Annotated in this window: 27 protein-coding genes; 14 read left to right on the top strand and 13 right to left on the bottom strand. The window is 63.2% G+C overall.

Features of this window, described 5'->3' with window-relative positions; genetic code table 11:
• Positions 1-158: 158 nt before the first annotated feature.
• From pcaF to NO357_RS05375, 7 genes are all read left to right on the top strand, one after another.
• Positions 159-1,364 (top strand): 3-oxoadipyl-CoA thiolase, encoded by a 1,206-nt coding sequence (gene pcaF / locus NO357_RS05405; protein WP_306734584.1) that lies wholly within the window; start codon positions 159-161, stop codon positions 1,362-1,364.
• A gap of 12 nt (positions 1,365-1,376) precedes the next feature.
• On the top strand, positions 1,377-2,369 hold the full coding sequence (gene paaA, locus NO357_RS05400; protein ID WP_306734583.1) for a 1,2-phenylacetyl-CoA epoxidase subunit PaaA: 993 nt from the start codon (positions 1,377-1,379) through the stop codon (positions 2,367-2,369).
• Between the two features lie 97 nt (positions 2,370-2,466).
• A complete protein-coding gene (gene paaB / locus NO357_RS05395; protein WP_306734582.1) occupies positions 2,467-2,751 on the top strand; it encodes a 1,2-phenylacetyl-CoA epoxidase subunit PaaB in 285 nt (94 codons plus the stop codon).
• The gene (paaC, locus tag NO357_RS05390) at positions 2,751-3,521 is read left to right on the top strand and encodes a 1,2-phenylacetyl-CoA epoxidase subunit PaaC (protein ID WP_306734581.1); all 771 of its coding nucleotides are present in this window, start codon (positions 2,751-2,753) and stop codon (positions 3,519-3,521) included. Before paaB ends, paaC begins: the two co-directional genes overlap by 1 nt.
• 6 nt (positions 3,522-3,527) lie before the next feature.
• Entirely contained in the window at positions 3,528-3,986 is a 459-nt protein-coding gene (gene paaD / locus NO357_RS05385; protein ID WP_306734580.1) for a 1,2-phenylacetyl-CoA epoxidase subunit PaaD, read from the top strand.
• An 11-nt stretch (positions 3,987-3,997) separates the two neighbouring features.
• Positions 3,998-5,065 carry a 1,2-phenylacetyl-CoA epoxidase subunit PaaE gene (gene paaE / locus NO357_RS05380; RefSeq protein ID WP_306734579.1) on the top strand — a complete coding sequence of 356 codons (1,068 nt, stop codon included), beginning with the start codon at positions 3,998-4,000 and terminating at the stop codon, positions 5,063-5,065.
• Positions 5,066-5,075: 10 nt separating this feature from the next.
• On the top strand, positions 5,076-5,834 hold the full coding sequence (locus NO357_RS05375) for a Phenylacetic acid catabolic protein (protein WP_306734578.1): 759 nt from the start codon (positions 5,076-5,078) through the stop codon (positions 5,832-5,834).
• An 8-nt stretch (positions 5,835-5,842) separates the two neighbouring features.
• Here NO357_RS05375 and NO357_RS05370 read toward each other — a convergent pair whose 3' ends face one another.
• From NO357_RS05370 to paaG, 5 genes are all read right to left on the bottom strand, one after another.
• On the bottom strand, positions 5,843-6,172 hold the full coding sequence (locus NO357_RS05370; RefSeq protein ID WP_306734577.1) for a hypothetical protein: 330 nt from the start codon (positions 6,170-6,172) through the stop codon (positions 5,843-5,845).
• A gap of 117 nt (positions 6,173-6,289) precedes the next feature.
• On the bottom strand, positions 6,290-6,883 hold the full coding sequence (locus NO357_RS05365) for a TetR/AcrR family transcriptional regulator (RefSeq protein WP_306734576.1): 594 nt from the start codon (positions 6,881-6,883) through the stop codon (positions 6,290-6,292).
• A gap of 4 nt (positions 6,884-6,887) precedes the next feature.
• Complete coding sequence (paaK, locus tag NO357_RS05360) at positions 6,888-8,198, bottom strand: phenylacetate--CoA ligase PaaK (protein WP_306734575.1); 1,311 nt, start codon at positions 8,196-8,198, stop codon at positions 6,888-6,890.
• A gap of 13 nt (positions 8,199-8,211) precedes the next feature.
• Positions 8,212-8,643: a hydroxyphenylacetyl-CoA thioesterase PaaI gene (paaI, locus tag NO357_RS05355; protein WP_306734574.1), complete on the bottom strand. Its 432-nt coding sequence runs from the start codon at positions 8,641-8,643 to the stop codon at positions 8,212-8,214.
• A 14-nt stretch (positions 8,644-8,657) separates the two neighbouring features.
• Positions 8,658-9,443, bottom strand: coding sequence for a 2-(1,2-epoxy-1,2-dihydrophenyl)acetyl-CoA isomerase PaaG (gene paaG / locus NO357_RS05350; protein WP_306734573.1), 786 nt, complete (start codon positions 9,441-9,443; stop codon positions 8,658-8,660).
• A gap of 154 nt (positions 9,444-9,597) precedes the next feature.
• On the opposite strand from paaG, the gene paaZ reads away from it, so the two are divergent.
• Both paaZ and NO357_RS05340 read left to right on the top strand, forming a co-directional pair.
• Entirely contained in the window at positions 9,598-11,613 is a 2,016-nt protein-coding gene (gene paaZ, locus NO357_RS05345) for a phenylacetic acid degradation bifunctional protein PaaZ (RefSeq protein WP_306734572.1), read from the top strand.
• A gap of 61 nt (positions 11,614-11,674) precedes the next feature.
• Positions 11,675-12,484 carry a PaaX family transcriptional regulator gene (locus NO357_RS05340; RefSeq protein WP_306734571.1) on the top strand — a complete coding sequence of 270 codons (810 nt, stop codon included), beginning with the start codon at positions 11,675-11,677 and terminating at the stop codon, positions 12,482-12,484.
• 29 nt (positions 12,485-12,513) lie between these two features.
• Here the strand turns inward: NO357_RS05340 and NO357_RS05335 are convergent, their stop codons facing one another.
• The 3 genes from NO357_RS05335 to NO357_RS05325 all read right to left on the bottom strand — a co-directional run bounded on the left by NO357_RS05335 (position 12,514) and on the right by NO357_RS05325 (position 15,270).
• Positions 12,514-12,786, bottom strand: a complete 273-nt coding sequence (locus NO357_RS05335; RefSeq protein ID WP_306734570.1) for a hypothetical protein — start codon at positions 12,784-12,786, stop codon at positions 12,514-12,516.
• Between the two features lie 148 nt (positions 12,787-12,934).
• Positions 12,935-14,806 carry a monovalent cation:proton antiporter-2 (CPA2) family protein gene (locus NO357_RS05330; RefSeq protein ID WP_306734569.1) on the bottom strand — a complete coding sequence of 624 codons (1,872 nt, stop codon included), beginning with the start codon at positions 14,804-14,806 and terminating at the stop codon, positions 12,935-12,937.
• Between the two features lie 8 nt (positions 14,807-14,814).
• Positions 14,815-15,270, bottom strand: coding sequence for an Lrp/AsnC family transcriptional regulator (locus NO357_RS05325; RefSeq protein WP_306734568.1), 456 nt, complete (start codon positions 15,268-15,270; stop codon positions 14,815-14,817).
• 141 nt (positions 15,271-15,411) lie between these two features.
• Between NO357_RS05325 and hppD the strand changes: the two genes are divergently transcribed.
• A complete protein-coding gene (hppD, locus tag NO357_RS05320) occupies positions 15,412-16,509 on the top strand; it encodes a 4-hydroxyphenylpyruvate dioxygenase (RefSeq protein WP_306734567.1) in 1,098 nt (365 codons plus the stop codon).
• Positions 16,510-16,594: 85 nt separating this feature from the next.
• Here the strand turns inward: hppD and NO357_RS05315 are convergent, their stop codons facing one another.
• The 4 genes from NO357_RS05315 to NO357_RS05300 all read right to left on the bottom strand — a co-directional run bounded on the left by NO357_RS05315 (position 16,595) and on the right by NO357_RS05300 (position 23,542).
• Positions 16,595-17,899 carry an FAD-dependent oxidoreductase gene (locus tag NO357_RS05315; RefSeq protein WP_306734566.1) on the bottom strand — a complete coding sequence of 435 codons (1,305 nt, stop codon included), beginning with the start codon at positions 17,897-17,899 and terminating at the stop codon, positions 16,595-16,597.
• A gap of 10 nt (positions 17,900-17,909) precedes the next feature.
• Positions 17,910-20,846, bottom strand: coding sequence for a hypothetical protein (locus NO357_RS05310; RefSeq protein ID WP_306734565.1), 2,937 nt, complete (start codon positions 20,844-20,846; stop codon positions 17,910-17,912).
• Between the two features lie 197 nt (positions 20,847-21,043).
• On the bottom strand, positions 21,044-22,324 hold the full coding sequence (locus NO357_RS05305; RefSeq protein ID WP_306734564.1) for an O-acetylhomoserine aminocarboxypropyltransferase/cysteine synthase family protein: 1,281 nt from the start codon (positions 22,322-22,324) through the stop codon (positions 21,044-21,046).
• A 213-nt stretch (positions 22,325-22,537) separates the two neighbouring features.
• Complete coding sequence (locus NO357_RS05300) at positions 22,538-23,542, bottom strand: GT-B fold glycosyltransferase domain-containing protein (RefSeq protein ID WP_306734563.1); 1,005 nt, start codon at positions 23,540-23,542, stop codon at positions 22,538-22,540.
• A 97-nt stretch (positions 23,543-23,639) separates the two neighbouring features.
• Here NO357_RS05300 and NO357_RS05295 point away from each other — a divergent pair, with 97 nt between their 5' ends.
• The 3 genes from NO357_RS05295 (at position 23,640) to NO357_RS05285 (ending at position 25,688) form a co-directional block, all read left to right on the top strand.
• Positions 23,640-24,140, top strand: coding sequence for a hypothetical protein (locus tag NO357_RS05295; RefSeq protein ID WP_306734562.1), 501 nt, complete (start codon positions 23,640-23,642; stop codon positions 24,138-24,140).
• A gap of 77 nt (positions 24,141-24,217) precedes the next feature.
• Positions 24,218-24,676 carry a hypothetical protein gene (locus NO357_RS05290; RefSeq protein WP_306734561.1) on the top strand — a complete coding sequence of 153 codons (459 nt, stop codon included), beginning with the start codon at positions 24,218-24,220 and terminating at the stop codon, positions 24,674-24,676.
• Positions 24,677-25,511: 835 nt separating this feature from the next.
• The gene (locus tag NO357_RS05285) at positions 25,512-25,688 is read left to right on the top strand and encodes a hypothetical protein (RefSeq protein ID WP_306734560.1); all 177 of its coding nucleotides are present in this window, start codon (positions 25,512-25,514) and stop codon (positions 25,686-25,688) included.
• 243 nt (positions 25,689-25,931) lie between these two features.
• On the opposite strand, the gene NO357_RS05280 is transcribed toward NO357_RS05285, so the two are convergent.
• Positions 25,932-26,609: a nitroreductase gene (locus NO357_RS05280; protein ID WP_306734559.1), complete on the bottom strand. Its 678-nt coding sequence runs from the start codon at positions 26,607-26,609 to the stop codon at positions 25,932-25,934.
• A 35-nt stretch (positions 26,610-26,644) separates the two neighbouring features.
• Between NO357_RS05280 and NO357_RS05275 the strand changes: the two genes are divergently transcribed.
• The gene (locus tag NO357_RS05275; protein ID WP_306734558.1) at positions 26,645-26,869 is read left to right on the top strand and encodes a hypothetical protein; all 225 of its coding nucleotides are present in this window, start codon (positions 26,645-26,647) and stop codon (positions 26,867-26,869) included.
• The last annotated feature ends 125 nt before the right edge of the window (positions 26,870-26,994 follow it).

Genomic DNA, 26,994 nt, shown 5'->3' with positions numbered 1-26,994 from the left:
CCCGAGGCCGTCGAATGGCTGGTTTTGAATGTGTTACAGAAGTTTTGGGAATACGCGGAATGGCGTAACAAAGGGCTTGCGTCGAATCGCGCACGAATCTATCACCGACCATGCGGTCGGGTTTTTGCGAAATACCCGATGGAACAGGAGACGAAATTTTGACCGACGCGTTTATCTGCGATGCGACCCGCACTCCCATCGGCCGTTACGGTGGGGCGCTGTCCTCGGTTCGAACCGACGATCTGGCGGCCATTCCGATTGCGGCGCTGATGGCGCGCAACCCCGGTGTGGACTGGGCGCGGCTTGACGACGTGATCTATGGCAGCGCCAACCAGGCCGGCGAAGACAACCGCAACGTGGCCCGCATGGCGGCGCTGCTGGCCGGGTTGCCGGTGGATGTGCCGGGGGTGACGGTAAACCGGCTCTGCGCCAGCGGGCTCGACGCGGTGGGTATGGCCAGCCGGGCGATCCGCGCCGGCGACCAGGACATGCTGATCGCAGGCGGCGTGGAAAGCATGAGCCGGGCGCCGTTTGTGATGCCGAAGGCGACGGCGGCGTTCACGCGCGCAAATGCGGTCTATGACACCACTATCGGCTGGCGCTTCGTCAACCCGAAGATGGAGAAGATGTACGGCACCGACTCGATGCCGCAAACCGCCGACAATGTCGCCGCCGATTGGGACGTCAGCCGGGAAGACCAGGACGCGTTCGCCGCGCGCAGCCAGGCGCGTTGGGCGCAAGCGCAGGCGGCCGGGGTTTTCGCCGACGAGATCACGCCTGTTTCGGTGCCGCAGCGTAAGGGCGATCCGATCGTCGTCGATACCGACGAGCATCCGCGGCCGGGCACCGGCTTGGAACAATTGAGCAAGCTCAAGGGGGTGAATGGACCTGACCTGAGCGTGACCGCAGGCAATGCCAGCGGTGTCAACGACGGCGCGGCGGCGCTGCTGATTGCCAGCGAGGCGGCGGCGGCACAGAATGGCCTGAGCCCGATGGCACGGATCGTCGGTGTCGCCTCGGCAGGGGTCGAGCCGCGGGTAATGGGGGTCGGGCCTGTGCCGGCGTCGAAAAAGGTTCTGGCGCGCACCGGGCTGTCGATCGAGCATATGGACGTGATAGAGTTGAACGAAGCCTTCGCGGCGCAAGGGCTTGCCACGCTGAGGGATCTTGGCGTGGCCGATGACGCGCCCCATGTGAATCCCAACGGCGGCGCGATTGCCATCGGCCACCCGCTGGGCATGTCGGGGGCGCGGCTGGTGCTGACGGCGGCTTATCAATTGCGGCGCACGGGCGGGCGGTTTGCGCTCTGCACCATGTGCGTCGGCGTGGGCCAGGGTGCGGCCCTGATATTGGAACGTGTCTGAGGAGGGCGCGAGATGTATGCACAGATGATCAAAACGGCCAGCAGTGGCGTCAAGTCCCGCGACGAAATGAGCGACGAGGAGCGTGAATTTCAGGACAAGGTCGACAACGACATCAAGATCGAACCGCGTGACTGGATGCCGGAAGATTACCGCCGGACACTCATTCGCCAGATCGGCCAGCACGCCCATTCCGAGGTGGTGGGGCAACTGCCCGAGGGCAATTGGATCACCCGGGCGCCGACGCTGGAGCGCAAGGCGATCCTGCTCGCCAAGGTGCAGGACGAGGCGGGGCATGGGCTGTATCTCTACTCAGCAGCCGAGACGCTGGGCGTGAGCCGCGACGAGATGATCGAGCTCTTGCACGAAGGCAAGATGAAGTACTCCTCGATCTTCAATTACCCGACGCTGAACTGGGCCGATATCGGGGCGGTCGGCTGGCTGGTCGACGGCGCGGCGATCGTCAACCAGGTGGCTTTGCAGCGGACTTCCTATGGCCCTTATGCCCGCGCCATGGTGCGGATCTGCAAGGAAGAAAGCTTCCACGCGCGGCAGGGCTATGATGCCTTCATGAAGATGGCGCAGGGGTCGAAAGAGCAGCGGCGCATGGCACAGGACGCGCTCAACCGGATGTGGTTCCCTTGCCTGATGATGTTCGGACCGTCGGACGCGGAATCGGTGCATGGCGAGCAGTCGATGGCCTGGAAGATCAAGGTGAAGTCGAACGATGAGCTGCGCCAGCAATATGTCGACCAGACCATTCCGCAGATCGACTATCTCGGGCTCGACCGGCCCGACCCGGGCATTGAATGGAACGAAGAGTGCGAGCATTACGATTTCTCGATGCCGGACTGGAAAGAGTTCTTCGACGTGATCAAGGGCAACGGCCCCTGCAATCGCGACCGCATGCGCGACCGCGTGGCGGCCTGGGAAGATGGGCAATGGGTGCGCGACGGCTTGCTGGCGCATGCCCGCAAGCGGGCGGCTCAGAAGGTGGCAGCGGAGTAATTGGCCCGCGGGTTCGTCCGCCCTGTCGGGTGGCTTCGCGAGGCGCACACGCACGGGTGCGATGAGCGACGCAGGCTGGTTTTGAGAGGAAAATGAAATGAAAAACGAATGGCCCCTTTGGGAAGTCTTCATCCGCGGCCAGCATGGGCTGAGCCACCGACATGTCGGCAGCTTGCATGCGCCGGATGCGGAAACCGCGATCCGCAACGCGCGCGACGTCTATACGCGACGCAACGAAGGTGTGTCGATCTGGGTGGTCGAGGCGCGGCACATTGCGGCCACGGCGCCGGGCGAGAAAGGCCCGCTGTTCGAGCCTTCGGAGTCGAAAGTCTATCGCCACCCGACCTTCTATGACATCCCGGACGAAGTGGGGCATATGTGATGGCTGGCAAACTGGACAACCCGTCCCTGTTCGAATTCCTGCTGCGGATGGGGGACAACACGCTGATCCTCGGTCACCGGGTGAGCGAATGGTGCGGCCATGCGCCGGTGCTCGAGGAAGATATCGCTTTGGCCAACACGGCGCTGGACCTGATCGGCCAGACGCAGATGTGGCTGGGGCTCGCCGGCGAAGTCGAGGGCAAGGGGCGCTCGGCGGATGATCTGGCCTTCCTGCGCGATGCCTGGGATTTCCGCAATGCGCTGATGCTGGAGCTGCCCAACGGCGATTTCGGCCAGACCCTGATGCGACAGTTTCTGTTCGATGCCTGGCAGGTGGTGATGCTGGGCCGACTGATGCAATCGACAGACGCGCGTGTGGCGGCGATCGCGGCCAAGGCCTCGAAAGAGGCAGCCTATCACGTCGAGCGGTCGGGTCACACGGTGGTGGGGCTGGGCGACGGCACTGAGGAGAGCCACCGACGGATGCAAGAGGCGCTGGACTATCTCTATCCTTACGTTGGCGAGTTGTTCGTGAGCGATGCCATCGATACGGCGGTGGCCGAGGCCGGGATCGCGCCCAAGCTCGAGACTTTGCGCGAAGAGTACGATGCATTGGTCGGTCGCGTGCTGTCCGCGGCGACGCTGAGCATCCCGGGCGGGTCCTACGTTCACCAGGGTGGACGCGATGGGCGGATGCACACCGAGCATCTGGGGCATCTTCTGAGCTCGATGCAGTGGCTGCAACGGGCCTATCCGGGCTGCGAGTGGTAGCCCGCAATGCAGGTGAGTTCCGACCAGGTCTGGGCGTGGCTGAGCGCGCTGCCCGATCCCGAGATTCCGGTGATCAGCCTGGTGGAGCTGGGCGTGATCCGCGGAGTTGCGTGGGAGGATGATACCTGCGTCGTGACGGTGACACCGACCTATTCCGGATGTCCCGCGACTTCGATGATCGAGCGCGACATCGAGGCGGAACTGAAGACCAAGGGCATCGAGAAGGTCGAGCTGCGCCGCCAGTTGGCACCGGCCTGGACGACCGACTGGATGACCGATGAGGCGCGCGCCAAGCTGGAGGCATACGGTATTGCGCCGCCCGAGCCGGCCGGCGGACCGAAACGCTGCCCGCGTTGCGGCAGTGAGAAGCTCGAGAAGATCAGCCAGTTCGGCTCGACCCCCTGCAAGGCGCAATGGCGCTGCATCGACTGCCTGGAACCGTTCGAATATTTCAAGTGCATCTGAGGAGACCTGGGGTGGCACAGTTTCACAACCTGAAAGTGACCGACATTCACCGCACCATTCGTGATGCGGTGGTGCTGACGCTGGAGCCGGACGATCGGACCGCCTTCGATTTCATTCAGGGTCAATACCTGACCTTCCGTCGCGAGTTTGACGGCGAGGAACTGCGACGGTCCTATTCGATTTGTTCGGGCCGCGCCGAAGACAAGCTGCAGGTCGGCATCAAGAGGGTCGAAGGCGGCGCGTTTTCGACCTGGGCCAATGAAGAGTTGAAGGTTGGCGAGACACTGGAGGCGATGGCGCCGATGGGGGGGTTCCACACGCCGCTCGATCCGGGGGCCGAGAAACAGTATCTTGGGTTTGCCGGCGGCTCGGGGATCACGCCGGTGCTGTCGATCATCAAGACGACGCTGGAGGTTGAGCCGAAATCCACCTTCACGCTGGTCTATGCCAACAAGGGTGTGGCGACGATCATGTTCCGCGAGGAGCTGGAAGACCTGAAAAACCAGTATCTGGGGCGGCTTTCCGTGATCCATGTGCTGGAGCAGGACGCGCAGGAAATCGACCTGTTCACCGGGATGGTGACCGAAGAAAAATGTGCCCAGTTGTTTCGCACCTGGGTCGACGTGGAGAGCATCGATACCGCCTTCATCTGTGGTCCGGAGCCGATGATGCTGGGGATCGCCAAGGCGCTGCGGGATCACGGGCTCGACGATGCCCAGATCAAGTTCGAGCTGTTCGCCAGCGCCCAGCCAGGGCGGTTGCCGAAGAAGGCGGTGTCGCAAGAGGCGGGCAAGACCGCCAACCAGGCCGAAGTCGCGATCACGCTGGACGGATCGACACAGACCATTTCGGCGGCCAAGGACATCACCGTTCTGGATGCCGCGCGGGCCAACCAGATGGATGCGCCTTATGCCTGCAAGGCCGGTGTCTGTTCGACCTGTCGCTGCCGGGTAATCGAAGGCGAGGTTGAAATGGTGGCGAACCACGCGCTCGAGGACTACGAGGTCGAGAAGGGCTATGTGCTCAGCTGCCAGTCCTACCCGGTGACCGACCGGGTTGTCGTCGATTACGATCAGTGAGGGGCGAACGATGGATGACATGAGCATTCAGGACTATCTGGAGCAGGGCGGAAAGCTGACCAGCCCGGCTAACGTGCCGCCGCGGTATCGCGCCGAGTTGATGAAGCTGATGGCGACCTTCGTGGATTCCGAACTGGCCGGGGCGGCGGGGTTTGCCGATACGATCAACAACGGCCCAGGGATCAAGGAGCGAATCGCGGCGGCAAAGATCGTGCTGGAAAAGACCGACAATGCCGACAAGGTGCTGAAACTTATGGGCGAATTCGGCGTCGACCAGGCGCGATACGCCAACCATCACCCGTGGACGGCGCGATTGGAGCGGGCGGCCGACATCGGGGCGACCCGCAGCGCGCACGACATGCGGCTGGCAGTGTTCAATTATCCGCTGGAAGGCTGGGGCGACGCGGTAGTGATGAACCTGTTGATGGGCCATGCCGCCGATGTGCAGATGCAGGACTTCAAGCGCGTGAGCTATCAACCGCTGGCCGAGGCTTTCCGGCTGATCGCTCCGATCGAGCAGCGCCATGCGGAGCTGGCGGAAGAGGGGATGGTACGGCTGATGGCTGAAGACCAAGGTGCGGCGCTTCAGGCCAGCATCGACTACTGGTGGCCGCGGGTGGCCGCGAGTTTCGGCTCGGGTGAGGGCAACCGCTATGAGGCGCTGCGCGCGATGGGACTGCGGCACAGGCCCAACGCCGAGATCCGTGCCGCCTGGGAAGAGCGAGCCGAGAGTGTTCTGCAAGGGCTTGGCCTGACGGCCCCGACCTGAACGCCGCGTCAGTTGCTCCAGCCGCCGAGGCCGAGGCCGAAATCGACGCTTTGCGCGCCGAAATCATAACCGAGGCTGAGGTCGCCATAGACATCCCGATCGAGCCAGGCGGCACCGATGCTGGGGCGCAGGCTTTGTGAATTGATCTTGTAGTCGAGTCCCAGCGACAAGGCGCCGTTTTCGGGCGTGTCGTCGGAAAAGACCCGTGCGCCGATGGCGACATCGCCGCCCCCGGCACCGAAAGTATAGGTCAGGCCGATGCCATATGCCGGGTCGGCCTGGGCGGCGGGAGTGAGGGTGAGCGCCGTGAGGGCGGCTGCGAAAAGGGTTGGTTTCATCTCAATTGTCCTCTCTGTCTGCCTGGCCCGGGGGCCGTTTTGCCTATATTTCTTACGTAGGCAGGCGCCGGTTCCGTCGCCAGACCGGCGGCGAAAACCGGCCGAGAGGTTCAGGGGTCAGAGGCCTTTGAGGCCGCCCAGCGTCAGGTTGGAAACCAAGTCGGCATACTCGCGGCGTGCGGCTTCGTCGGCGCCCGTGTTCCACATGTAGAACCAGTTTAGCATGCCGAAGACCGACATCGTCGCGGCGCGTAGCTTTGCCGGGTTGCCTGCGAAGGTGGACGGCGAGACACGCGCCAGAATGCCCGAAAGGTGCTGGACCATGTCGCGCTGATAGGATTTCAGGACCTTCTGCTGATCTTCGGGCAGCGCGCCAAGCCCGGCGCTCTGCACCCGGTGTTCGTCGTCCGCCCCCTGGTAGGCAAGCAGGATTTCCAGCACCGTCTCCCTCAGGGCCCGTTCCGGAGGACCATCGGAGCGAACGCCACAGACCCGGTCGCGCAGGGTGCTGAGATAGTTGTCGAGTAGGTCGAAGAGCAGCGCGTCCTTGCTGTCATAGTAGTGATAGATATTGGCTTTCGAGATTCCGCATTCGGATGCGAGCATTGCCATGGAGGCGCGGTCAAACCCCTGATCGGCAAAGACTTTCGCCGCCGATTTCAGGATCTGGGCGCGCTTTTGGCCATGGTCTTTCGCAATCGTTCTGGCCAAGGACTCAACCTTTCGGGCGGTTGTCGACGACCCGGCGGGCCTTTCCCTGGCTGCGCTCGACGCCGCCTTCGGGATGGATCTCGATTTTCGTCGATACGCCGACGACGGACTTGATGTGGTGGGCAAGCTCCTTGGCGCTGGCGGCGCGGGCCTCGTCCGAGGCCTGATCGGGGGTGCATTCGGCGTGGACGATCATGGCGTCCATGCGGTCTTTCTTGACCAGTTCGATCTGGAAATGCGGCGCGAGGCCGGCGCATTTCATGATCTGTTCCTCGATCTGGGTGGGGAAGACATTGACGCCGCGCAGGATTATCATGTCATCTGAGCGACCGGTGATCTTTTCCATCCGCCGCATCGCGCGCGCCGTGCCCGGCAGCAGGCGGGTCAGGTCGCGGGTGCGGTAGCGGATCATCGGCAGGCCTTCCTTGGTCAGCGTGGTGAACACCAGTTCACCCATCTCGCCGTCGGGCAGCACCGCGCCGGTTTCGGGGTCGATCACCTCGGGGAGGAAATGATCCTCCCAGATATGCAACCCGTCCTTGGTCTCGACGCATTCGTTGGCGACGCCGGGGCCCATCACCTCGGAGAGGCCGTAGATATCGACGGCGTGCATGTCGAAAGCCTGTTCGACCTCTTCGCGCATCGCGTTGGTCCAGGGCTCGGCGCCGAAGATGCCGACATCAAGCGAACTCTCACGCGGATCGATCCCCTGGCGCTGGAACTCTTCGAGGATGTTGAGCATGTAGGACGGCGTCACCATGATCGTGCCCGGCTTGAAATCCCGGATCAGCGTCACCTGGCGTTCGGTCATGCCGCCCGAGACCGGCACCACGGTGCAGCCCAGTTTCTCGGCGCCGTAATGGGCGCCGAGGCCGCCGGTGAAGAGACCGTAGCCGTAGGCTACGTGCACGATATCGCCGGGGCGCGTGCCGGAGGCTCGCATCGAGCGGGCAACCAGCGTGGCCCAGTTGTCGATGTCGGTTTCGGTATAGCCGACGACGGTCGGTTTGCCTGTGGTGCCCGAGGAGGCATGCACGCGGATGATCTGCTCGCGCGGTACGGCAAACAGGCCGAAGGGGTAGTTGTCACGCAGGTCGGTCTTGTAGGTGAAGGGAAATTTCGACAGGTCCGAGAGCTGTTGCAGGTCGTCGGGATGCACGCCGGCTTCGTCGAAGCGCTGGCGATACATCGGCACGTTGTCATAGGCGTGGCGCAGCGACCATTTCAGACGGTCGAGCTGGAGGGCGCGGATCTCGTCGATCGAGGCGATTTCGATCGGGTCGAGGTCGGACTTGGCGGGGGTGAGGTCTTTCATGGTGTCCTCCGGTTCATTCTTCGAAGAGCTTGCCGTTGATGGCGCGGGAAAAGCCGCGGAATTCGGCGATGGTCAGGCCTGTCTGGTTGGTGACCTTGATGTCGTAGATGCCCGAGCGGCCCTGCAGCGACAGCTCGGTTGCCTCGGCGCGGAGCCGGTCGCCGAGGCGGCCGGGCGCGAGATAGGAAATCAGGTTATGCTGCGCGACCGTCGACTGGTTGCGCGAGTTGCAGGCGAAGGCAAAGGCGCTGTCGGCCAGCATGAAGGTTACGCCGCCATGGCAGATGCCGTGTCCGTTGCAGTGATGTTCTTCGACCGTGAGTTCCAGTACAGAGCGGCCTTCGTCGATCTCGGTGATCGCCATGCCGGCCCATTTGCTGGCATTGTCCTCGGCCCACATGGCTGCGGCGGACTTTTCGGCGCGCTGTTTCGGCGTGAGGGGCATTTGCCTTGGAGCTCCTATTTGCCTTTGAATTCGGGCGCGCGCTTGTCGAGGAAGGCGGCGACACCTTCAGCATAGTCGGCGCTTTCGCCGCAGGCCTTCATCAACTCGGCTTCGAGTTCGAGATGTTCGTCAAACGTGTTGGTGGCGGCGGCATGGATGGCGCGCTTGGTCGCGGCATAGCCGAAGGTGGGGCCTGTTGCGAAACGGGCGGCAAGGGCGCGGGCCTCGTCCATCAACTGATCGTCAGGCAGGCATTTCCAGATCAGGCCCCAGTTGGCGGCCTTTGCAGCCGGCAGTGGTTCGGCCGTGAGCGCCAGGGCCTTGGCGCGGGCTTCGCCCAGGAGGCGGGTGAGATGCCAGCTCCCGCCGGTGTCGGGAATGAGGCCGACCTTGGAAAAGCTCTGGATGAATTTCGCGGATTCGCCAGCCAGCACGATATCGCAGGCCAGCGCCACCGACGACCCAGCACCGGCGGCAACGCCGTTCACGGCACAAATGACCGGGCATTCGAGCGATTTGATCAACCGCACCAGCGGCGCCCAGAAATTGCGCACGGTCGCCCCCAGGTCGGGCGGCCCGTCCATCTTGCGCGGGTCGCGGTTACCGAGGTCCTGGCCGGCACAGAAACCGCGGCCGGCGCCGGTCAGCAGCACGGCGCGCTTACCGCCGTCGCGGGCCGAGGTCAGCGCAGCGCGCAGCGCGCCATGCATCTCTTCGTTGAAGGAATTGAGTTTGTCGGGGCGGTTCAGGGTAAGTTCCACCCAAGCCCCGTGGTCGGTGACGAGAACCGTGCCGCTCATGTTTCCCTCCCTGTTTCCAGGTTCGATCTTGCATAAACCGAACGGTTGGTCAATAAAAGACTAGCGCATATCTTGGCCGAGGCGGACTGTGGGCCAGCGCCCAGACGCCCGCGATATTTTCGGCAAGATGACAGGCAATTGGGAGGAGAGGCGCATGGCTGTGCAACGAGTCGAAAGTTTCGTGGCGGGGACCTGGCTGCAGCCGGGCGCGGAGGCCCGTCCGATTGCCAGCGCGGTGACCGGCGAGATGATCGCCGAAGCCGGCGGCGCGGCGCTTGACGCTGCGGCAATGCTGGACTTCGCGAAATCGCGGGGCGGGCCGGCCTTGCGGGCGATGACGTTCCACCAGCGGGCAGCGATGCTGAAGGCGCTGGCGCTTTTTCTCAGCGAGCGCAAACAGGCGCTCTACGACATTTCCTTTACCACCGGCGCGACGCAAAGCGATCATCTGTTTGACATCGACGGCGGCATCGGAACTCTGTTCGTCTATGCCTCGAAGGGGCGGCGTGACCTGCCGGACGATCACGTCTTCCTCGATGGCGGGCTGGAGCGGTTCGGCCGCGAGGGTCGGTTCCTAGGCCAGCACGTTTGCACCCCGTTGCAGGGGGTGGCGGTGCATATCAACGCCTTCAACTTCCCGGTCTGGGGCATGTTGGAAAAACTGGCGCCATCGCTTCTGGCAGGGGTGCCGGCGATCGTCAAGCCGGCGACCACAACCTGTTACGTGACCGAGTTGGCCGTGCGGATGATGCTGGACAGCGGGCTGCTGCCCGAGGGGGCGCTGCAGTTCGTCGCCGGCGGCATCGGCGACCTGCTGGACCATCTCGGGGCGCAAGATGTCGTCGGCTTCACCGGATCGGCGGTGACGGCGCGGACGTTGAGAGGACATGGCGGCCTGCTCGACAACGCGGTGCGGTTCATGGCCGAGCAGGACAGCCTGAATGCCTCGATCCTGGGGCCGGACGTGGGGCCGGGGACGGCCGAATTCGACCTTTTCGTCAAGGAAGTGGTGCGGGAAATGACGGTAAAGGCGGGGCAGAAATGCACCGCGATCCGGCGGATCCTGGCACCGGCTGAGACGGTCAGCGCGGTGATCGACGCGGTGTCTGCCCGGTTGTCGAAGACGGTGATCGGCGATCCACGGGACGAGAACACGCGCATGGGGTCGCTGGTCAGCGAGGAGCAGAAGCGCGACGTGTTGGAAAAGGCCGCGCTGATCGGAGCTGAAGCCGAGCGGGTCTATGGCACGGACGAGCTGCCGATGGGGGGCAAGGGCGGGTTCGTCGCGCCGATGCTGTTTCATTGCGCCGATCCGGACGGGGCGGCAAGGGTGCATGATACCGAGGCCTTCGGGCCGGTCTCGACCGTGATGGGATATCGCGATCTCGATCACGCGGTGGCGCTGGCCAATCGCGGCGGTGGGTCGCTGGTGACCTCGCTGGTCACACGCGACGGCGACGTGGCGCGGACTGTGGTGCTGGGCGCGGGGGCCTGGCATGGGCGGATCTATGTCAACAATGCCGACAGCATGACGGAGGCCACCGGCCACGGCGCGCCGATGCCGCATATGGTCCATGGCGGCCCGGGGCGCGCCGGCGGCGGCGAGGAACTGGGCGGCGTGCGCGGCGTCTTGCATTACATGCAGCGCACCGCGGTGCAGGGCAGCCCCGACATTCTGACCGCTGTGGGCGGGCGCTGGGTACCGGGCGCAGCCGAGGTCGAGGGGCCGGCGCACCCGTTCACGCGGAAATACGGCGAACTGCCGATCGGCGAGACGATCCACACCAAGGCGCGCGAGATCACGATGGAGGACATCGAGCATTTTGCCCATTTCACCGGTGACACCTTCTATGCCCACATGGACGAGGCGGCGGCGAAGCGGAACCCGTTCTTCCCCGGCCGGGTGGCGCATGGTTATCTTCTCCTGAGCTTTGCCGCGGGGCTTTTCGTCGAACCCAACGAGGGGCCGGTGCTGGCCAATACCGGGCTCGACAACCTGCGTTTCATGAAACCGGTTCAGGCAGGCGACCGCATCGCCGTACGCCTGACGGTGAAGGCCAAGACGCCCCGGTCGCAGGACTATGGCGAGGTCCGCTGGCATGTAACGCTGACCGATCAGGACGGTGAAACCGTGGCAGAGTACGAGCTGCTGACGATGAACGCGTTCTGAGCGGCGAGGGCGCGGAAAGGCACTCTACACCAGCGCCGCCTTGCGTGCTATGGTTGCGTCCATGGCAAGGATGAAAAGCGCGACATATCAGGAGGTTCTCGACCTGTTGCTGGCTTGCGGGGCAGTCAAGACCTGGTCACTGATCGTGACCATCCTGGGTGATTTGGCGGCCGAGAAGGGGGCCCGGGTCTCAGGCCCGGTCATCACCCAATTGACCGAGCCGATGGGCATGAAGCCCGAGGCGCTACGGGTGGCGATCCACCGTCTTAAGCGCGACGGCTGGATCGTGGCCGAGCGCGATGGGCGCCAGTCGCTCTATGGACTGACCGATCACGGACGGGTGCTGACGCTGGACGCGGCAGCGCGGATCTATGGCGCCGATGTGCCGGCGCCGGAGACCTGGCATGTGGTCATTGCGCAGAGTTCGGAGGCGCTGCAGGCTCTGGATTTCCCGGACCTTTTGCAGATCGGGACGAAGGCCGGACTGTTGCCGGGCGGGGCGTCAAACCTGCCCGATTCGGTGCTGGCCTGGGAGGCGCGTCCGGGGCGAGTCCCCGGGTGGGTGAAGGCAGTCCTGGTGCCCGAGGAACTGTCGGCGTCCTATGCCGTGCTGTCCAGGGCGCTCGATGTCGCGCTCGGGATGGAACCGCCGGCGGAGACGTTGCCGCGGGCGGTGCTGCGGCTGCTGGCGCTGCACCAGTGGCGGCGGTTGGTGTTGCGGCATTCCGCTGCGGTGGACGTGCTGATGGGGCGCGATTGGGCTGGAGCAGCGTGCCGGGAAAGAGTTGCTGCGCTGCTTCAGCGGCTGGAGCGGCCCGACGTACGACACCTTGCAGTACTGGTACAAGGCGGCGGCCAGAGCGCGACCTGAGCCGTGCCCCTTCTGTACCGCGAACGTGGCTATTTGCGTGGCGGTGGATAGCTCGCATCGTCGGGGGAAACCACTTCATAGCCGGCGGCAGCACCGAACGCCGCCGAGGGCGAGCCCGGCCAGGCGATCCACTTTAGCTCGAAAAAGAGATCGGGGATCTCGATCTTGACCTTTGGTCTGTCGTTTTTCGGCGGGGTGTCATCGCTGACGGTGACCTCGCCGTTGACAATGAACTGGCCGATCAGGCGCGTCCCGCCTTTGACTTTTTCGGTTTTCATGGGAATGAAATATCTTTCGGGCATTGCAATCTCCTCAATCAAAAAATCAATCGGGCCGGGTCGGTCATGACCCGGTGCGGCGGACTGCCAGCAGTCAACAGACTATGGAAATGCAGTGCGATCCCGTATGGCGGTATTCCATACCGTGACTGACACGTGGCGCGATATTGGCTTATTCCGAGGTCGCTCCGCGGCGCGACTCGATGGCCGACAACAGATCTGTTTCGAGGTCTTTTTCCAGTTCGCGGGCGCGTTTGACGTAGGCCTCGTTTTGCGGAGAGGGGATATTGGGATCCCATAGTTCGGCCAGTTCCAGCATTGCGTGGCGGTCATGGGCGTAGAAGGCCTGTTCAGCGGCCGCCGCCTCGTATTCCGAGAGGCCGGCGTTTTCCAGCGCGTAGCGGCCGGCGCGGAGCGAGCTGTCGAACAGTTCGCGCACGATCTTGTCGGCGCCGGCGGCGTAGAGCTGGAACATGTGGGCGCGGTCGTGAGCACGGGCGATGATGAAGAGATCAGGGCGTTCGCGGCGGGCCAGTTTGACAAGTTTGAGCGCGTCTTCAGTTTTGTTCAGGGCAACAACCAGAATATGGGCATCTTTCAGGCCCGCGGCACGCAGAAGCTCGGGACGGGTGGGGTCGCCGAAGAAACTCTTGACCCCGAACCGACGCATCAGCTGGATGGTTTCGAGATCATTGTCGAGCACCACCGTTCGGAAGCCAGAGGAACTGACCAGCCGGTTGACGATCTGGCCGAAGCGGCCGATGCCGGCGATGATGACCGGACCTTGTTCGTCGATTTCGTCCTCGGGTGCGTCGGAGACACGGTCGGCGAAGCGCTGCGACAGCCAGTCGTAGAGGATGAAAAGCAGTGGCGTTGCCAGCATCGACATGGCGATGACCAGCAGGAGCTTTTCGCCCAGAGACGGCAGGATCACGTTCTGCTGGAGCGAAAACGAGATCAGCACAAAGCCGAATTCGCCGGCCTGGGCGAGTGACAGGGTGAAAAGCCAGAGTTCGCGATGCCGGAGACCGAAGGCGCGGCCGATGAAATAGAGCACCGTGCCCTTGATCGCGATCAGCGCGAAGGTGAGCCCGAGAATGTTCCAGGGTCGGGCGAGGAAGGCCGGGAAGTCGATGCTGGCGCCCACGGTGATGAAGAAGAGGCCGAGCAGCAAGCCTTTGAAGGGCTGGATGTCGCTTTCGAGCTCGTGGCGGAATTCCGAGTTGGCCAGAACCACGCCGGCCAGAAAGGCGCCGAGCGCGGGCGAGAGACCGATCAACGTCATCACGTAGGCGATGCCGATGACAATGAGCAGGGCGAACGCGGTATACATCTCGTGCAGGCGGCTGGCGTGGATGAAGCGGAAAATCGGCCGGGTGAGGTAGATGCCCGCCAGGATGATGGCGGCGACGACACCGATGGTGACCAGCGTGACGCCCCAGCCGGGCAGATCCTGCACCAACGAATAGTTGGCATGGGCGTCTTCCACCGCGGTTCGCGTCATCGAGCCGTCGGGGTTGAGCCGCACCGGCACGTGCACCGCCAGCAGCGGCAGAAGCGCGAGCATCGGGATCACCGCTATGTCCTGGGTCAGCAGCACCGAAAAGGCCGAGCGACCACCGCTGGTCTGCATCAGACCCTTTTCCGACAGGGTCTGCAGTACGATGGCGGTGGAGCTGAGCGCCAGAAGCATGCCAACCGCAATGGACGCGCCGGTGTCGAGCCCGAGTGCGGCGGAGAGCGCGAAGATGCCGGCGCCGGTGACGAGGATCTGCAATCCCCCAAGCCCCAGAAGCCGGTGGCGCATGTTCCACAGCGCGTTGGGTTCGAGCTCCAACCCGATGAGAAACAGCATCATCACCACGCCGAATTCGGCGAAATGCTGCAGGTCCTGGGTTTCGGAGCCGATCCCTGGGATCTGGCCGATCAACATACCGGCGGCGAGATAACCCAAAACCGAGCCCAGCCCCAACCGGGCCGAAATGGGCACCGCGACGACCGCGGCGGCGAGATAGACGGTGGCCTGAAGCAGGAAGCTGTCCATGGGTCCTTTTACATCGGCAGGGGCGCGTCGGCCTTGGGTTGATCCATCACGATCTGGCTGTGCACGCGGGAGACCGCCTCGTGCGGCAGCAGGACTTCGTGAATTAACCGGTTCAGCGCGGCGAGGTCTTGCGCATAGATGCGCAGTAGCAGATCGGCGTCGCCGGTCAATGTCCAGGCGCTCACGATCTCGGGACGGGTGGAAATCAGCCGGTTGAAGCTTTTCGCCTGCTCAGGGTTATGGGTGGAAAGCTGAACCTGCACGAAGGCCTGCACCGCGAGGCCGAGCTTCAGTGGGTCAAGCCGGGCGAAATAGGCGCGAATGACGCCTGCGCTTTCCAACCGCTGGCGCCGGCGCCCGGCTTGGCTGGGCGAAAGGTTCAAAAGTTCGCCGAGTTCCTGCGCGGTGAGATGGGCATTTTTCTGCAGAGCGGCCAGCAGGCGCGAATCCGTGTCATCGAACATATGCTTGATCCTTGCGCTTTCAGAAAGATATACGCGTGTAATCCGCATCCATCAACCAAAACACCTGAAAAAACGCGCAAATGTAGCAGGCGATTTGCGGTAAACTGTTAGAGTAACAGGACCGATTAGGAGACCACACCCATGGGACCTTTCCCGCATGACGCGCCCCGCGCCACGATTTCCGAACAGAACCCTGCCGGGACCGACGGGTTCGAGTTCGTCGAGTTCGCCCATCCCGAGCCGCGGGCGCTGCGCGATCTTTTCGCGCAGATGGGATTTGAACACGTCGCCAATCACAAGACCAGGGCGATCGAGCTCTGGCAGCAGGGCGATGTTTCCTACCTGATCAACATGGAGCCGGGCAGCCACGCCGCCGCGTTCATCGAGGAGCACGGACCCTGTGCGCCGGCCATGGGATGGCGCGTGGTCGATGCGCGGCACGCCTTCGAACACGCAGTGAAAATGGGGGCCGAGCCTTATGATGGTCCGGGCAAGGCAATGGATGTGCCGGCGATCCGCGGCATCGGCGGGTCGCTGATCTATTTCATCGAGGATTATTATGACACGTCGGCTTACAACGCCGAGTTCGACTGGATCACCGACGCGCACCCCGCCGGCGTCGGGTTCTACTATCTCGATCACCTCACCCACAACGTGTTCAAGGGCAACATGGACAAGTGGTTCGGGTTCTATGGCGACTTGTTCAACTTCCGTGAAATCCGCTTCTTCGACATCCAGGGCAAATTCACCGGCCTCTTCAGCCGCGCGCTGACCAGCCCCTGCGGCAAGATCCGCATCCCGATCAACGAAGACCGCGGCGAAACAGGCCAGATCGTTTCCTATCTCAGGAAATACAATGGCGAAGGCATTCAGCACATCGCCGTCGGCACCGAGAACATCTATGACAGCACCGACGAGATCGCCGCGCGCGGGCTCAAGTTCATGCCGGGCCCGAACGATGCCTATTACGAGATGTCGCGGGACCGCGTGACAGATCACGAAGAGCCGCTCGACCGGATGAAGAAACATGGCATCCTGATCGACGGCGAAGGTGTGGTCGGTGGCGGCGAAACCCGCATCCTCTTGCAGATCTTCTCGAAAACCGTGATCGGGCCGATCTTTTTCGAGTTCATCCAGCGCAAGGGCGATGACGGTTTTGGCGAAGGCAATTTCAAGGCGCTGTTCGAGTCGATTGAGCGCGAGCAGATCGAAAGTGGCGAGATTCAGGCCGCGGAATAAGCCCGGTCCGACTTGAAATAGAGCCCGGCCGCCTGTGCGGTGGCCGGGTTTCTGCGTGCCGGAGGGCGCGAGCCTTTAGCTGAGGTCATAGCCGGTCGCTGCCCAGTCCGCGCAGGCCTTGGCGCTGCAAGTCGGCGATCAGCGCGGCAGTATCGATCCGCTGCACGGGAAGGCCACCGTCGATCGCCAGGGCCGCGGCGGTGCCGGTGGCCTGACCCATGGCCATGCATTGCGGCATCCCGCGCACCGAGGCGAAGGCGCGGGCATCGGTCGACACGATGCGCCCGGCGAACATCAGGTTTTCGACTCGCTGCGGCACCAGCGCGCGGAAGGGGATGGTGTAGTAATCGCCATAGGACAGCGCGGGGTGGTGAGTCATGGCATTGTCGCTGCGCATGACGTCGTCGATCGGATTGTCGCAGGCAACAACGCCGTCCGGAAACTTGGTAGCAGCGGCGAGATCGGCGCCGGTGATCTGTACCATGCCTTCGAGCTTGCGGGTTTCGCGTACGCCGACGGTAGGACCGAGATGAGTCATGCGGGCGGTTTCGAAACCAGGCACTTCGTCGACGAGAAACCGCGCCAGTGCCAGGCAGCGGCGCCGGCCTTCCTGCGTTGCGCGGGCGACATCTGCCGGGTCAGTGCCGTCAACGCCGCGGATCACCACCGAGTTGCAGAACACGGTGCCGGGATGAAAGCCCTTCATCATGTAGAGCTTGGCGAGGTCCGGGTGCAGACGGCCAGCGGCGATGCCGCGGGCGGCGTGGGCGGTGAAATAGGGGTCGTTGCCGGCAAACACCCGGGTCCAGTCGGCGCCTGACATGAAAAAGGTGAGCGACACACCCATCATGTTGCCCGAGGTGCCGCCCAGCGCATAAGGCACGCCGGCCCTGGCCGAGATGTCGCCGTCGCCCGAGCAGTCGATCACTATTTTCGGGCGAACCTGTTGCAGCTCCCGGCGGTCTGCGATTTCGACCGCTGAGACGCGGTCCCCGTCCATCACCGGGGCGAGCGCGATGGTGCCGGGGTGAAACTCGACGCCCGCCTCCTCCAGCATCTCGACCATGGTCAATGTGGCGATTTCGGGGTCGTAGACGATCTCGGGGCCGAAATTAGCCAACGTGCACGGGCGTTTCCCGGCCGCCGGGGGCGACATGGCAAAGAGCCGTCCAGCCAACTCTTCCATCACGCCTCCGACCAGCCTGTCACGGGGATATGCCGCTCCCCAAGGCATGCCAGGGCAGCTGGCCATGACTCCGCCGGGGGTTTGTCCGGCCTCGATCAGGCAGGTGGAAAGCCCCTTGCGGGCGGCGGCAATGGCGGCGCCGAAGCCCGCGGTGCCAGCGCCGATCACGAGGACGTCCGGGGTGAGGTCGGTCTGTCGTGCCATCGCGCCGGTTTCAGCCGCGCGGCATCTTGAGGATCACGTTGCGGCCGTTCTTGGTATAGCGCAACTCGGCATCGCTGATCGCCTGGACGCTGCCACCGTCGAGCCGGTCGCCGACCTTGACTTTCTTGTAGCGGCCGTTGGCCAGACGCACCAGCGCCCGCCGTGAACTGGGTTTGCCGTAAACGCCGATCAGGTTGATCCTGCGCAGGTTCAGCTGGTTGCGCACGGTGGCGGCCTGGGCGACCGAGGCTTTCGACGGGGCGGCGGGCGCGGTGACCTGAGAGCGCGGTACGGCGGCAGCGGCCTGGGTGGTTTCCTGCGGTTCGGTGGCCCGTTCGGTCTTGCGGGCGCGCTCGACCAAGCGGGCGAAGTTCGAGGGGCGCGGACGCGGCTTGCGGGATTCGACGACGGCGAATTCGGTGCCGGTTTCCTGTTTTTCCTCTTCGATCTTTTGGGCGGCCTGCTCGGGCCGCGCCTTGGGTCGTTTCTTGCCGAGTTCCGCCCGGGTCAGGCCACCGAGGGTCTGGCGCTCGTTTTCTTCGATCAGTCCGTCGGGCCGGAATCTGGGACGGACGGCGGCGCGTCGAGCGGTTTCGGCAGACTGTTCGGCGCTGTCAGGCAGCGCGTCGCTCAGTCGTTGGGGCAGGGCGGCGGGCCAGACCGGCGGGCGTCCGGAAAAAACAAGGAAGCCTTCGGGGCTGACAGCTCCGTCGGCACGGGCCACCACCAGGCCGCGTGCGTCGAACTGGAAGCGGGCGCCACGGGTTGCGGACCGGGGCGATCCGCCGAGGGCGACATCGGTGTCGAGCGCGACGGTCGGGGGCAGGGCGACGGCATCCTGGGCCTCGACCTGCGGGTCGATCGAAGCGACGTAAAAATCGTCCAGCGAAAGCTGGTCGGGCAGTTGCGGCGCCTGCGGCGCACGCTGCCAGACTCCGGTCACGGCATAGCGCGCCTGCGCTTCCCTCTCGGTCAGCGCATGCGGCAAGGCGGGCTGCACCAGCGCGGGCGGCTGCGTGGTTTCGGGGGCGGGCTCGGGCTGGAGCGCGGCAAGATCCGTAGGTTCAGGCGCGGTCGGGCTGGGCTCGGGCGGGGTTGGGACCATCGCCTCTTCACCCTCGATCGCCAACTCGTCCACCGTCTCGGCGGGTAAAACCGCAATGTCGGTGTCGCGGGGTCCACCAAAAAAGCGCGACAGCCCCTCGTCCATGAAAATCGAGGCCCAGGCGGCAACGCCGGCGAGGAACAGCAATAGCACCACCGAAAGGATCAACCCGAGATGGCGCGGCTTGCCGCCGATCTCTTGTTCAGGCGATGGGCTCTTGCGAGCTCCGAACACCGTCATCCGGCGGCGTTCTTCGTCGCGTTCGCCGTCGATCCGGTCGCGGCGGTCGATCGCGTCGGCGGGAGTTCCGGCCGAGAGGGCGGCGGCGAGACCGGCGGCTTGTTCTTGGCTTTTTCCGGACAGGAAGTTCAACCGTCCGCCGCGTGGCGCGGGCGGCGCGCCGGCTTCATCGATTGGCGCGGTGGTGGGCAGATCCGCGGTGGTGTCGTGGGCTGCGCCTGCCTCAGGCACGGACAGGTAGGCCGGCATCGGGGGCACGTTGTCGACCACATCGTCTCGGTCATATGAATCGGGCGCGGCGTCGATCGTCGGCGCTGGCGCATCCGCAGGCAAATCGTCGGCCGCGACGGGAATCGTCGGTGCGGTCAGATCAGACGTTTCGCGTCGCACGCCGCTGAGCGACGGGGCGATGGTGTCGACGATATCGTCGTCGCGATGGGCTCGCATCGAGGCGAAAGCCGGGGCAGGTTCGGCCGCAGCGGCGGGCAAAGCCGGGGCGCCCGTTGCAGCGTCCGTCTCGCTGTCGCTTTCGTCCGGCAGCGCGTCCGACAGTACCGACGCGGGCACGCTTTCAGCGTCGGCGTCGGCCTCCGGGGATGGTGCCAGTTCCGCTCCCGAGAACGGCAAATCGTCAGCGTCAGGCTCCGGTTGCAGCAGGTCGGTGGCGTGTTCGAAAACCGGCACCGATTCCGACTCGGGGTCCGATTCGGGGGCGGGTTCCGGTTCGGGTTTCGGTTCCGCGTCGAGTTCAGGCCCTGGTTGCGGCTCAGGCTCTGGTCCTGGCTCAGGGGCAGGTTCCGGTTTGGGCTCAAGCTCTGGTTCGGCGGTTGTCTCGTCCGCCTCGGCCGGTGTGTTGTCGGTCTTTCCGGTCCCCGGCGGCTTGGCGTCGGCACTGTTGGTCTCCTCCGGCTCCGGTGCGTCGGCGTGTTCGGCGTGAGGAACCGCCGTGACGGCTTCTTCCGACACCTCGGTTTCCTCCGCATCGGCGCCTTGCGTTGCGGCGGGCTCCGCAGCGACCCCGCCGTCGGCTTCGTCGCCCGGGTCCGGCAGGCGGGTCACGCCTGTCACTCGGATGGCGGCCATGTCGCGCTGGACCTGCTCGCCGACATCGAGCAGCGAGTCGGCATGTCGGGTCTGGCCAAAGAAAGGTTCACCGGAAAACTCTTCGTCCTGCGGCATGGCAACGAAGCTGACCGGGTTGAACCCGTGCGTGATGGCAAAACTTTCAGCCTCGGCCAGAGTTTCGCGCGCGACCGCGGCAACCAGTGTCCGATCACCTTCGACCGACCAGTCGTATTCAAGATCGTCTACCGGATAGGGCGTCGCGCCGTCGAGCGCTTCGCGAATCGCGCTGTTGCGTTCGTCTTCATTCGCCAGTCCGAGATCCAGCGACAGGAACTTGATCTGGTCGTTGGGTATGACGAGCTTGGTGGTGAAGTCGGGGCCGCAAATTTGCTCAGCGGTTTCGCGCAGTACGGCCAGTGCGCCAGTCAGATCGGGACTGTCAAGCGCGACCTCGCCCACCCGGTTCCAGCCGGGGAAGGCCCGGTAGAGCAGGCCGATGCCCTCGAAGGACAGCGTAAGCGCGAAATTCGGTTTCATCGGCGGGGCTTTAGCACTCTTTCAGGCGCGAGGGGAGTCTCTCCGACCACGACGCCATTTTATCGCAGGTTGCCGCCGCAGGCAAAGCCGACCGGCATATTGGCGCCCCTCTTCTAAAAAAGAAGGCACGACTTGCCACAAACTTAAAAGCCGGCGGACAGGGGCCGCCGGCCGGTTGTTTCGCTGCTTGGGCGGCCTCAGCTGTGGGCCTTGTCCAGCGCCTGGCCAAGATCACCGATCAGATCGTCGGCGTCCTCGATCCCGATCGAGATCCGCACCACACTGGGCCCGGCCCCGGCGGCTTCCTGCTGTTCCGGCGTCAGCTGGCGGTGGGTGGTCGAGGCCGAGTGGATCACCAGGCTGCGGGTATCGCCCAGGTTGGCGACATGGCTGAACAGCTCGAGGCTGTCGACGAATTTGACGCAGGCGTCGTAGCCGCCTTTGAGTTTTACGGTGAAGAGAGCACCGGCACCTTTCGGGCAGATCTTGGCAACCCGATCTTGATAGGGCGACGAAGGCAGGCCGGCATAGGTGACCGCGTCGACATGTGGGTTCTGCTCCATCCACGCGGCGATTTTCTCGGCATTTTCGACATGACGCTGCATCCTGAGCGACAGGGTTTCGATTCCCATCAGGGTATAATGCGCCGCCTGCGGGTTCATCGTCATACCGAGATCGCGCAGCCCGATGGCAATACCGTGGAACGTGAAGGCCAGCGGTCCGAACGTTTCGTGGAATTTCAGCCCGTGATAGGCGGGCTCGGGCTCGCTGAGCGAGGGGAACTTGCCGCTGGCCGACCAGTCAAACTTGCCAGAGTCAACGATGGCGCCGCCGGTCACCGTGCCGTTGCCGGTGAGGTACTTAGTGGTCGAATGCACCACCAGTGTCGCGCCATGTTCGATCGGGCGGCAGAGATAGGGCGTGGCCGAGGTGTTGTCGACGATCAGTGGCAGGCCGGCCTTGTCGGCCACGGCGGCAACGGCGTCGAGATCGGTGATGTAGCCACCGGGGTTGGCGATCGACTCGCAGAAGATCGCGCGGGTGTCATCGTCGATTGCAGCGGCGACGGCGTCGAGGTCGTCGAAATCGACGAACTTGGCCGACCAGCCGAAGCGCTTGATGGTCTGGCTGAACTGGGTGATCGTGCCGCCATAGAGTCGCGACGAGGCGATCAGGTTGCGACCCGGGCCCATCAGGGGAAACAGCGCCATGATCTGCGCCGCGTGACCCGAGGAGCAGCAAACCGCACCCTGGCCGCCTTCGAGCGTGGCGACGCGTTCCTGCAGCACGGCGACGGTGGGGTTGGTCAGCCGCGAATAGATGTAGCCCACCTCCTGCAGGTTGAAGAGCGCCGCGGCGTGGTCGGCGTCGCGGAACACGTAAGCGGTGGTCTGATAGATCGGCGTCTGGCGGGCGCCGGTGGCCGGATCGGGGCGTGCGCCCGCGTGAATTTGCAGCGTGTCGAAGCCGTATGCCATGTCTGGCCCTCCCTGTATGGTTCGTTCCTGCGAGTGTTAGGGCATTCGATGCGGCCTCACAACACTGGCGCGCCACGAAAGGACCGAATTCGCGGATGTCGGCACCGGTTGGAACACGGGGTCCGGTCGGCGCGCGTTTCGGGGATGGGCGTATCATTTTGACAGAGGGTACGAAGGCGCGCCCTGATGCTGCGGGACCGTGCGGCGCCGAAGTCAGCGCATCCAGAACCCAGCCTTCTTGATGCGGTTGCGGAGTGCCTGTTCGCGGCGCGGCAGGTCGGCCTGATCGAATAGCGCGCGTACCTTGTGGCCGCGCCCCTGAAAGACCATGCGCTTGATCGGGTCGTATTGTTTCAGGACCTTCTTGATCTTGTTCGGTGCAGCGACTTCTTCCAGTGCCGCGATCACGTGGTCGGCCTCGCGGGAGTAGAGCAGCGGGAACAAGCGGTAGTGGCAACTCACTGCCCCGTCGAGCAGCCCTTCGGGCAAGGTATCGCGACCGCCGCCGAAACTGTGGATCACCAGCGGCAGGGCGATTTGGTCGAGCCAGGGATGCAGCTCCTGGCACACGAGTTCCTCGGGGCGATCGTCGCGGATCGCCAGCGCGTAGTCGAGGAACCGCTGCCCGAAGACGTGCGGGCACTGGTAGAAGAAGAAGCCCGCGTTGAAGTAGAGATAGCGCTGCCAGTACTCGTCCGGTTGCGACAGGTCGAGCGAGCTTTCGAAATCAAGGCCGAATTTGTCGTAGAGCGATTTCCAGATCTCGGTATAGCCGGGCCCGTACAACTCAAGCTGCGGCCAGGTGCCTTCGCGCCGCATAGAGGCGGAGGGGCGAGCGAAATCGAAGGGAACCTGCATCAGATCGCCGGTGATCAGCGTGTCGGTGTCGAAGAAGACGAACGGCTCGCCTTCGGGTAGAACCGACAGGCCCTCGATCTTGTTGCCATAGGGGTAGGCCTCACCGAAATGAGCGCTCTCGAACGGCAGGACCTCGACCTCGAGCCGGTCGAGCGCCTCGAGTACCTCGGGGTTGTCGACACGCGGGTCGCGGGACCAGAGCGGTCCGGGTTGTGGCTCGGCCAGGATCAGTCGACCCTTGAAGCCGGGGCTGAAGTGGCGCAACGAAGCGGCGAACAACAGCGCCTCGTATTGCAGACGGCCCGACTGGCCTACGATCATCACGTTGAAGGATTGGCTTTTCGCGCCCTTTGCGCCCATTATTGCACCTGCCCCGTACTGCTCGGCGGCAGTATAGTGTCCACCACGCCGCTCCACAAAGGGGCGAATGTGGTTTTTCGCCTGAGGGGAGAAATGTATGCTCGATTTCATCTTCATTTTCATCGCGTTGGTGGTGGGCGCCGCCGGTGGCGGCGGCAGCGGTGCACAGAGCACGGCGTCGGCATCGGTGGCAGTCGAGCCGGGCGCCTCCGAGACCGCCTATGTCGCAGAGCCGCAAACACCAACCGGTAAGTTCACCACCGCGACCGAGATCAAACCGATCATGAGCGCCACCAAGGGCAACTGGGTGGCGGTGCGCGAATATGACGGTCAGGACCTTGTCTATTTCACCCAGATCCTGGCATGGCGCTGCGGCCTCGTGGGCGTGCGATACTCGATCAATGGCGGTCCGATGCAGGACTGGCCGCTGGCGGAGTGTCAGCTTGATACGGCTCAGCCCAACGCGATTCCCCAAGACGCCATAATCTACGAAACCCATCCGCTGAAGTCGGTGCAGACGCTCCAGGTCGAGATCATCTATGACGACCTGACTCGCGACAGCGCTCAGTTCGAGCGAAAGCAGGTGCTGATGCCTTGAGCCAAGGAGGCGGTTAACGCTTTCTCAGTCTGGATGTGCGACAGAGATGTATCGGCAACTGACGTGGTGCGCACGACATGGACCGTTTGTCCGGCCTCGTCCGGCCCCTCTTGATCGTATTCTTGCTGGCGACGCCGGCAATAATTCAGCGGGTTGCCAGCGAATTCTCGGACAATCCCTATCTGCGGCCGCTGGCGTTGACGCAAGAGGGCCTGGCCGCAGCCAACCGGGATCTGGGCGAGGGACCGTGGATCAAGGTTCGGGTCGGCTGGGGCGACGGCTATGACGGCGCCCTCAGTCGCGAACATCTGCGCCAGGTGATCGCAGCGCCGCTCGAACATCAGACAGATCGCTATGTCGTCATGTTCCGGGACATCCCCGGCGATCGGGTGGACGTGCGTTTCGAGGTCGGTGCGAACAGTTATGGCCCCTATTCGCCTGGTGGGGTTGTGAATGGCCTCAACGCAGCGCTGGCGGCACTGCGCATGGAACAGTCGGCCTGGAAGACGAAAAGTGCATTCCGAGTTCAAAAGTAGTGGCGGTTCGGGCAGTTCTTGAGCGAACCGGTCTCGGTTTTGAAATCCCTGTTTACGGGGACTTTGCAGGGAAAACCGCTGGCTAGGGCACGCTATCGATCCGGTTCGGGGATTTGGCCCCTGATTATGGAGGCGATACCAATGCGTTAGGGCTCAATTTCCCGTTCTTTTGATAACAGGGAATTTTTCTTCCAATTTTAGGGAAACATCTGCTGGAAACAGGGAAGGTTTTTGGGGCGCACTGTGAAACGGCCGATTGTCGTCACTTTTCCCGACGGGGCCGTTGACCAGGAAGCTCACTCACGTGTCATGACCAATCCTGAAGACAGTGTGACGCCCGCGTTGAACGTATAGTCGAGCATCGCCGAGAAAGTCGACATTTGACCGCAGCGCGAACGGCTTTCGGCCGTTCGCCTTCCCGGACCGGTCAACGTCGAGGCTGGGTCAGTGGCGGCGGAGAGCCCGATCCAGACTCATCAGAAATCTGCTGCGTGCGCTCGCAGAAATCTCCGTCTGGCGACGCGTCGAAAATTCGCGCTGTCCCTCAGAAGGAAGACCCGCCGTTCAGACAAGCCGCAGCGAAATCGGCAACGGCAATGACCGGGTTGCGGGACAAAGCCAGATTTCGGGCCAACTTTGTTTATCGCTTAAGTTTCACGCGGATCAAGGCAAATGGAAGGTTGGATAACCTCGGCTACCCTTACCTGCTATCGAGAGAGCTTGTTTCTAATGGCAGTTAAGGGTCCGCCTCCCACGACCCGCGGACGCACCGGCATTTTTTGACCCGCCGGCTTGCGTAGCCCGTAGTATTGTTCATTTCTTTACCGAGAAGAAAATGAAAATTCTCCAATGTGTTCATGTCATCGCGTTCTTGATTGCCACGGGAACTGCAGCCACCGCTGCAGAAGACAGCGCGCCTGCAGCTCACGGTGTTTACGGGGCTGACTGGGGCGGAGCCGTCAGCAGTGCGGCCCAAGGTGGCGGCATCGGCGACCACGCCAGCGACCGCTGATTTTTCTTTTTTACGTGGGACGAGTGAACCCGCTTCGAACCTCTCCGAGAAACGGGGAGGTTCACCTATTTTTGCGCATTGAACTACGAGTCACCTATGACCCACCCGACTGCCTGCCTGCTGGGTACGTGGGGGCAGCGCGGAGCCACTTTTGGGATACCCTTTTCGATGAGAAAAGTGGGCGACGGCTCTGGGCTCCTAGCGGCCGGTCGCTGAACAGTAATCATATTGCCGAAGCTAATATCAGTCGAACCCCACAAATCGTGCTGCGTTCTCAACCGGACGGCGGCGTGATTTCACTGAATTGGCGGCAAAGCTTTCGTCCGGCCATCCCAACGCCACGCAGGTCAGAATAACCTGATCTTCAGGTATCCCGGCATGCTGACGTACGACCGGAGACTGCATGATACCCTGTCCGTTGATCACCGCTCCAAGGCCCCGGTCCCATGCCGCCAGTACCAAACCGTAGGTCACTGCACCTAGATCGAAGTGCGCAATCGTGCCGTTGTCTTCCAGCGACCGGTCGAAACATACGACCACCGAGACTGGCGCATCGAATTGTCGAAACCCGCGCATCACCCAGTCCTGACGCCTTTCCTTATCGTGGCGTTCGATCCCCATCGCCTCGAACAGTTGAACCGCAATCTCGATCTGCCGCTCGCGGTGTACCCCGCCATAAGCACCGTGATCCGTGATTTCCCTTTGCGGTGGGATGCCCGCGAGCATCCGCTCGGTATTGCCTTTCCGGACCTTCTCCAGAACCTCTCCGGAAAGCACGTGAAAATGCCATGGTTGAGTGTTCATCGAAGACGGAGCGCGGTTGGCCAGCGCGATGATTTCCTCAAGTAGCTTCCTTGGTACCGGCTCTTTGGTGAACCCGCGGATACTTCGTCGCTCCTGCATGGCCTGTTTCAATTCCATACGCACATCTCCTGCTACTGTCCGAAAAGTCGCCCGTGTTTGTGTTTGATGGTCACATGGGCGCCAACCTCAGACAGATTTTCTTTTTACACAACTCAGGCAGAGCGTTTCTCCGCTTCGATAAGGAACAGCTGTTTCTGAACCGAAGCCTTCTGCAAGGCTTGCCCCGTGGTCTCGACGCGAAATCATTGCGCAGTCTCCCTGAACTGGCGCTGGCCTGGGAAGATCAGCGCTGGAGTCTGGGCTTCCCGCATCTCTGAGTCAACCGAGCCGGGGTCAAAACCTCACAATCGTTGGCTCCGCTGAGACGTTCCTTGCATTTGCTTAAAAACAGCCTTGTTCAGGGGCGAAGTGTAAGGTCTCTGGCGCTCAAGAGTTCCGCAAC

The organism is Marimonas arenosa, from assembly GCF_030848945.1.
GTDB classification, from domain to species: Bacteria; Pseudomonadota; Alphaproteobacteria; order Rhodobacterales; family Rhodobacteraceae; genus Marimonas; species Marimonas arenosa.
Note: the sequence above shows the minus strand (reverse complement) of the source record. Positions and strands in the feature narration are given on the sequence as shown.

Coding starts and splice junctions, on each gene's coding strand:
- paaA (WP_306734583.1), top strand. CDS start 1,377: ATGTATGCACAGATGATCAAAACGGCCAGCAGTGGCGTCAAGTCCCGC.
- paaB (WP_306734582.1), top strand. CDS start 2,467: ATGAAAAACGAATGGCCCCTTTGGGAAGTCTTCATCCGCGGCCAGCAT.
- paaC (WP_306734581.1), top strand. CDS start 2,751: ATGGCTGGCAAACTGGACAACCCGTCCCTGTTCGAATTCCTGCTGCGG.
- paaD (WP_306734580.1), top strand. CDS start 3,528: ATGCAGGTGAGTTCCGACCAGGTCTGGGCGTGGCTGAGCGCGCTGCCC.
- NO357_RS05375 (WP_306734578.1), top strand. CDS start 5,076: ATGGATGACATGAGCATTCAGGACTATCTGGAGCAGGGCGGAAAGCTG.
- NO357_RS05370 (WP_306734577.1), bottom strand. CDS start 6,172: ATGAAACCAACCCTTTTCGCAGCCGCCCTCACGGCGCTCACCCTCACT.
- paaK (WP_306734575.1), bottom strand. CDS start 8,198: ATGAAAGACCTCACCCCCGCCAAGTCCGACCTCGACCCGATCGAAATC.
- paaI (WP_306734574.1), bottom strand. CDS start 8,643: ATGCCCCTCACGCCGAAACAGCGCGCCGAAAAGTCCGCCGCAGCCATG.
- paaG (WP_306734573.1), bottom strand. CDS start 9,443: ATGAGCGGCACGGTTCTCGTCACCGACCACGGGGCTTGGGTGGAACTT.
- paaZ (WP_306734572.1), top strand. CDS start 9,598: ATGGCTGTGCAACGAGTCGAAAGTTTCGTGGCGGGGACCTGGCTGCAG.
- NO357_RS05340 (WP_306734571.1), top strand. CDS start 11,675: ATGGCAAGGATGAAAAGCGCGACATATCAGGAGGTTCTCGACCTGTTG.
- NO357_RS05335 (WP_306734570.1), bottom strand. CDS start 12,786: ATGCCCGAAAGATATTTCATTCCCATGAAAACCGAAAAAGTCAAAGGC.
- NO357_RS05330 (WP_306734569.1), bottom strand. CDS start 14,806: ATGGACAGCTTCCTGCTTCAGGCCACCGTCTATCTCGCCGCCGCGGTC.
- NO357_RS05325 (WP_306734568.1), bottom strand. CDS start 15,270: ATGTTCGATGACACGGATTCGCGCCTGCTGGCCGCTCTGCAGAAAAAT.
- hppD (WP_306734567.1), top strand. CDS start 15,412: ATGGGACCTTTCCCGCATGACGCGCCCCGCGCCACGATTTCCGAACAG.
- NO357_RS05315 (WP_306734566.1), bottom strand. CDS start 17,899: ATGGCACGACAGACCGACCTCACCCCGGACGTCCTCGTGATCGGCGCT.
- NO357_RS05310 (WP_306734565.1), bottom strand. CDS start 20,846: ATGAAACCGAATTTCGCGCTTACGCTGTCCTTCGAGGGCATCGGCCTG.
- NO357_RS05305 (WP_306734564.1), bottom strand. CDS start 22,324: ATGGCATACGGCTTCGACACGCTGCAAATTCACGCGGGCGCACGCCCC.
- NO357_RS05300 (WP_306734563.1), bottom strand. CDS start 23,542: ATGGGCGCAAAGGGCGCGAAAAGCCAATCCTTCAACGTGATGATCGTA.
- NO357_RS05295 (WP_306734562.1), top strand. CDS start 23,640: ATGCTCGATTTCATCTTCATTTTCATCGCGTTGGTGGTGGGCGCCGCC.
- NO357_RS05290 (WP_306734561.1), top strand. CDS start 24,218: ATGGACCGTTTGTCCGGCCTCGTCCGGCCCCTCTTGATCGTATTCTTG.
- NO357_RS05285 (WP_306734560.1), top strand. CDS start 25,512: ATGAAAATTCTCCAATGTGTTCATGTCATCGCGTTCTTGATTGCCACG.
- NO357_RS05280 (WP_306734559.1), bottom strand. CDS start 26,609: ATGGAATTGAAACAGGCCATGCAGGAGCGACGAAGTATCCGCGGGTTC.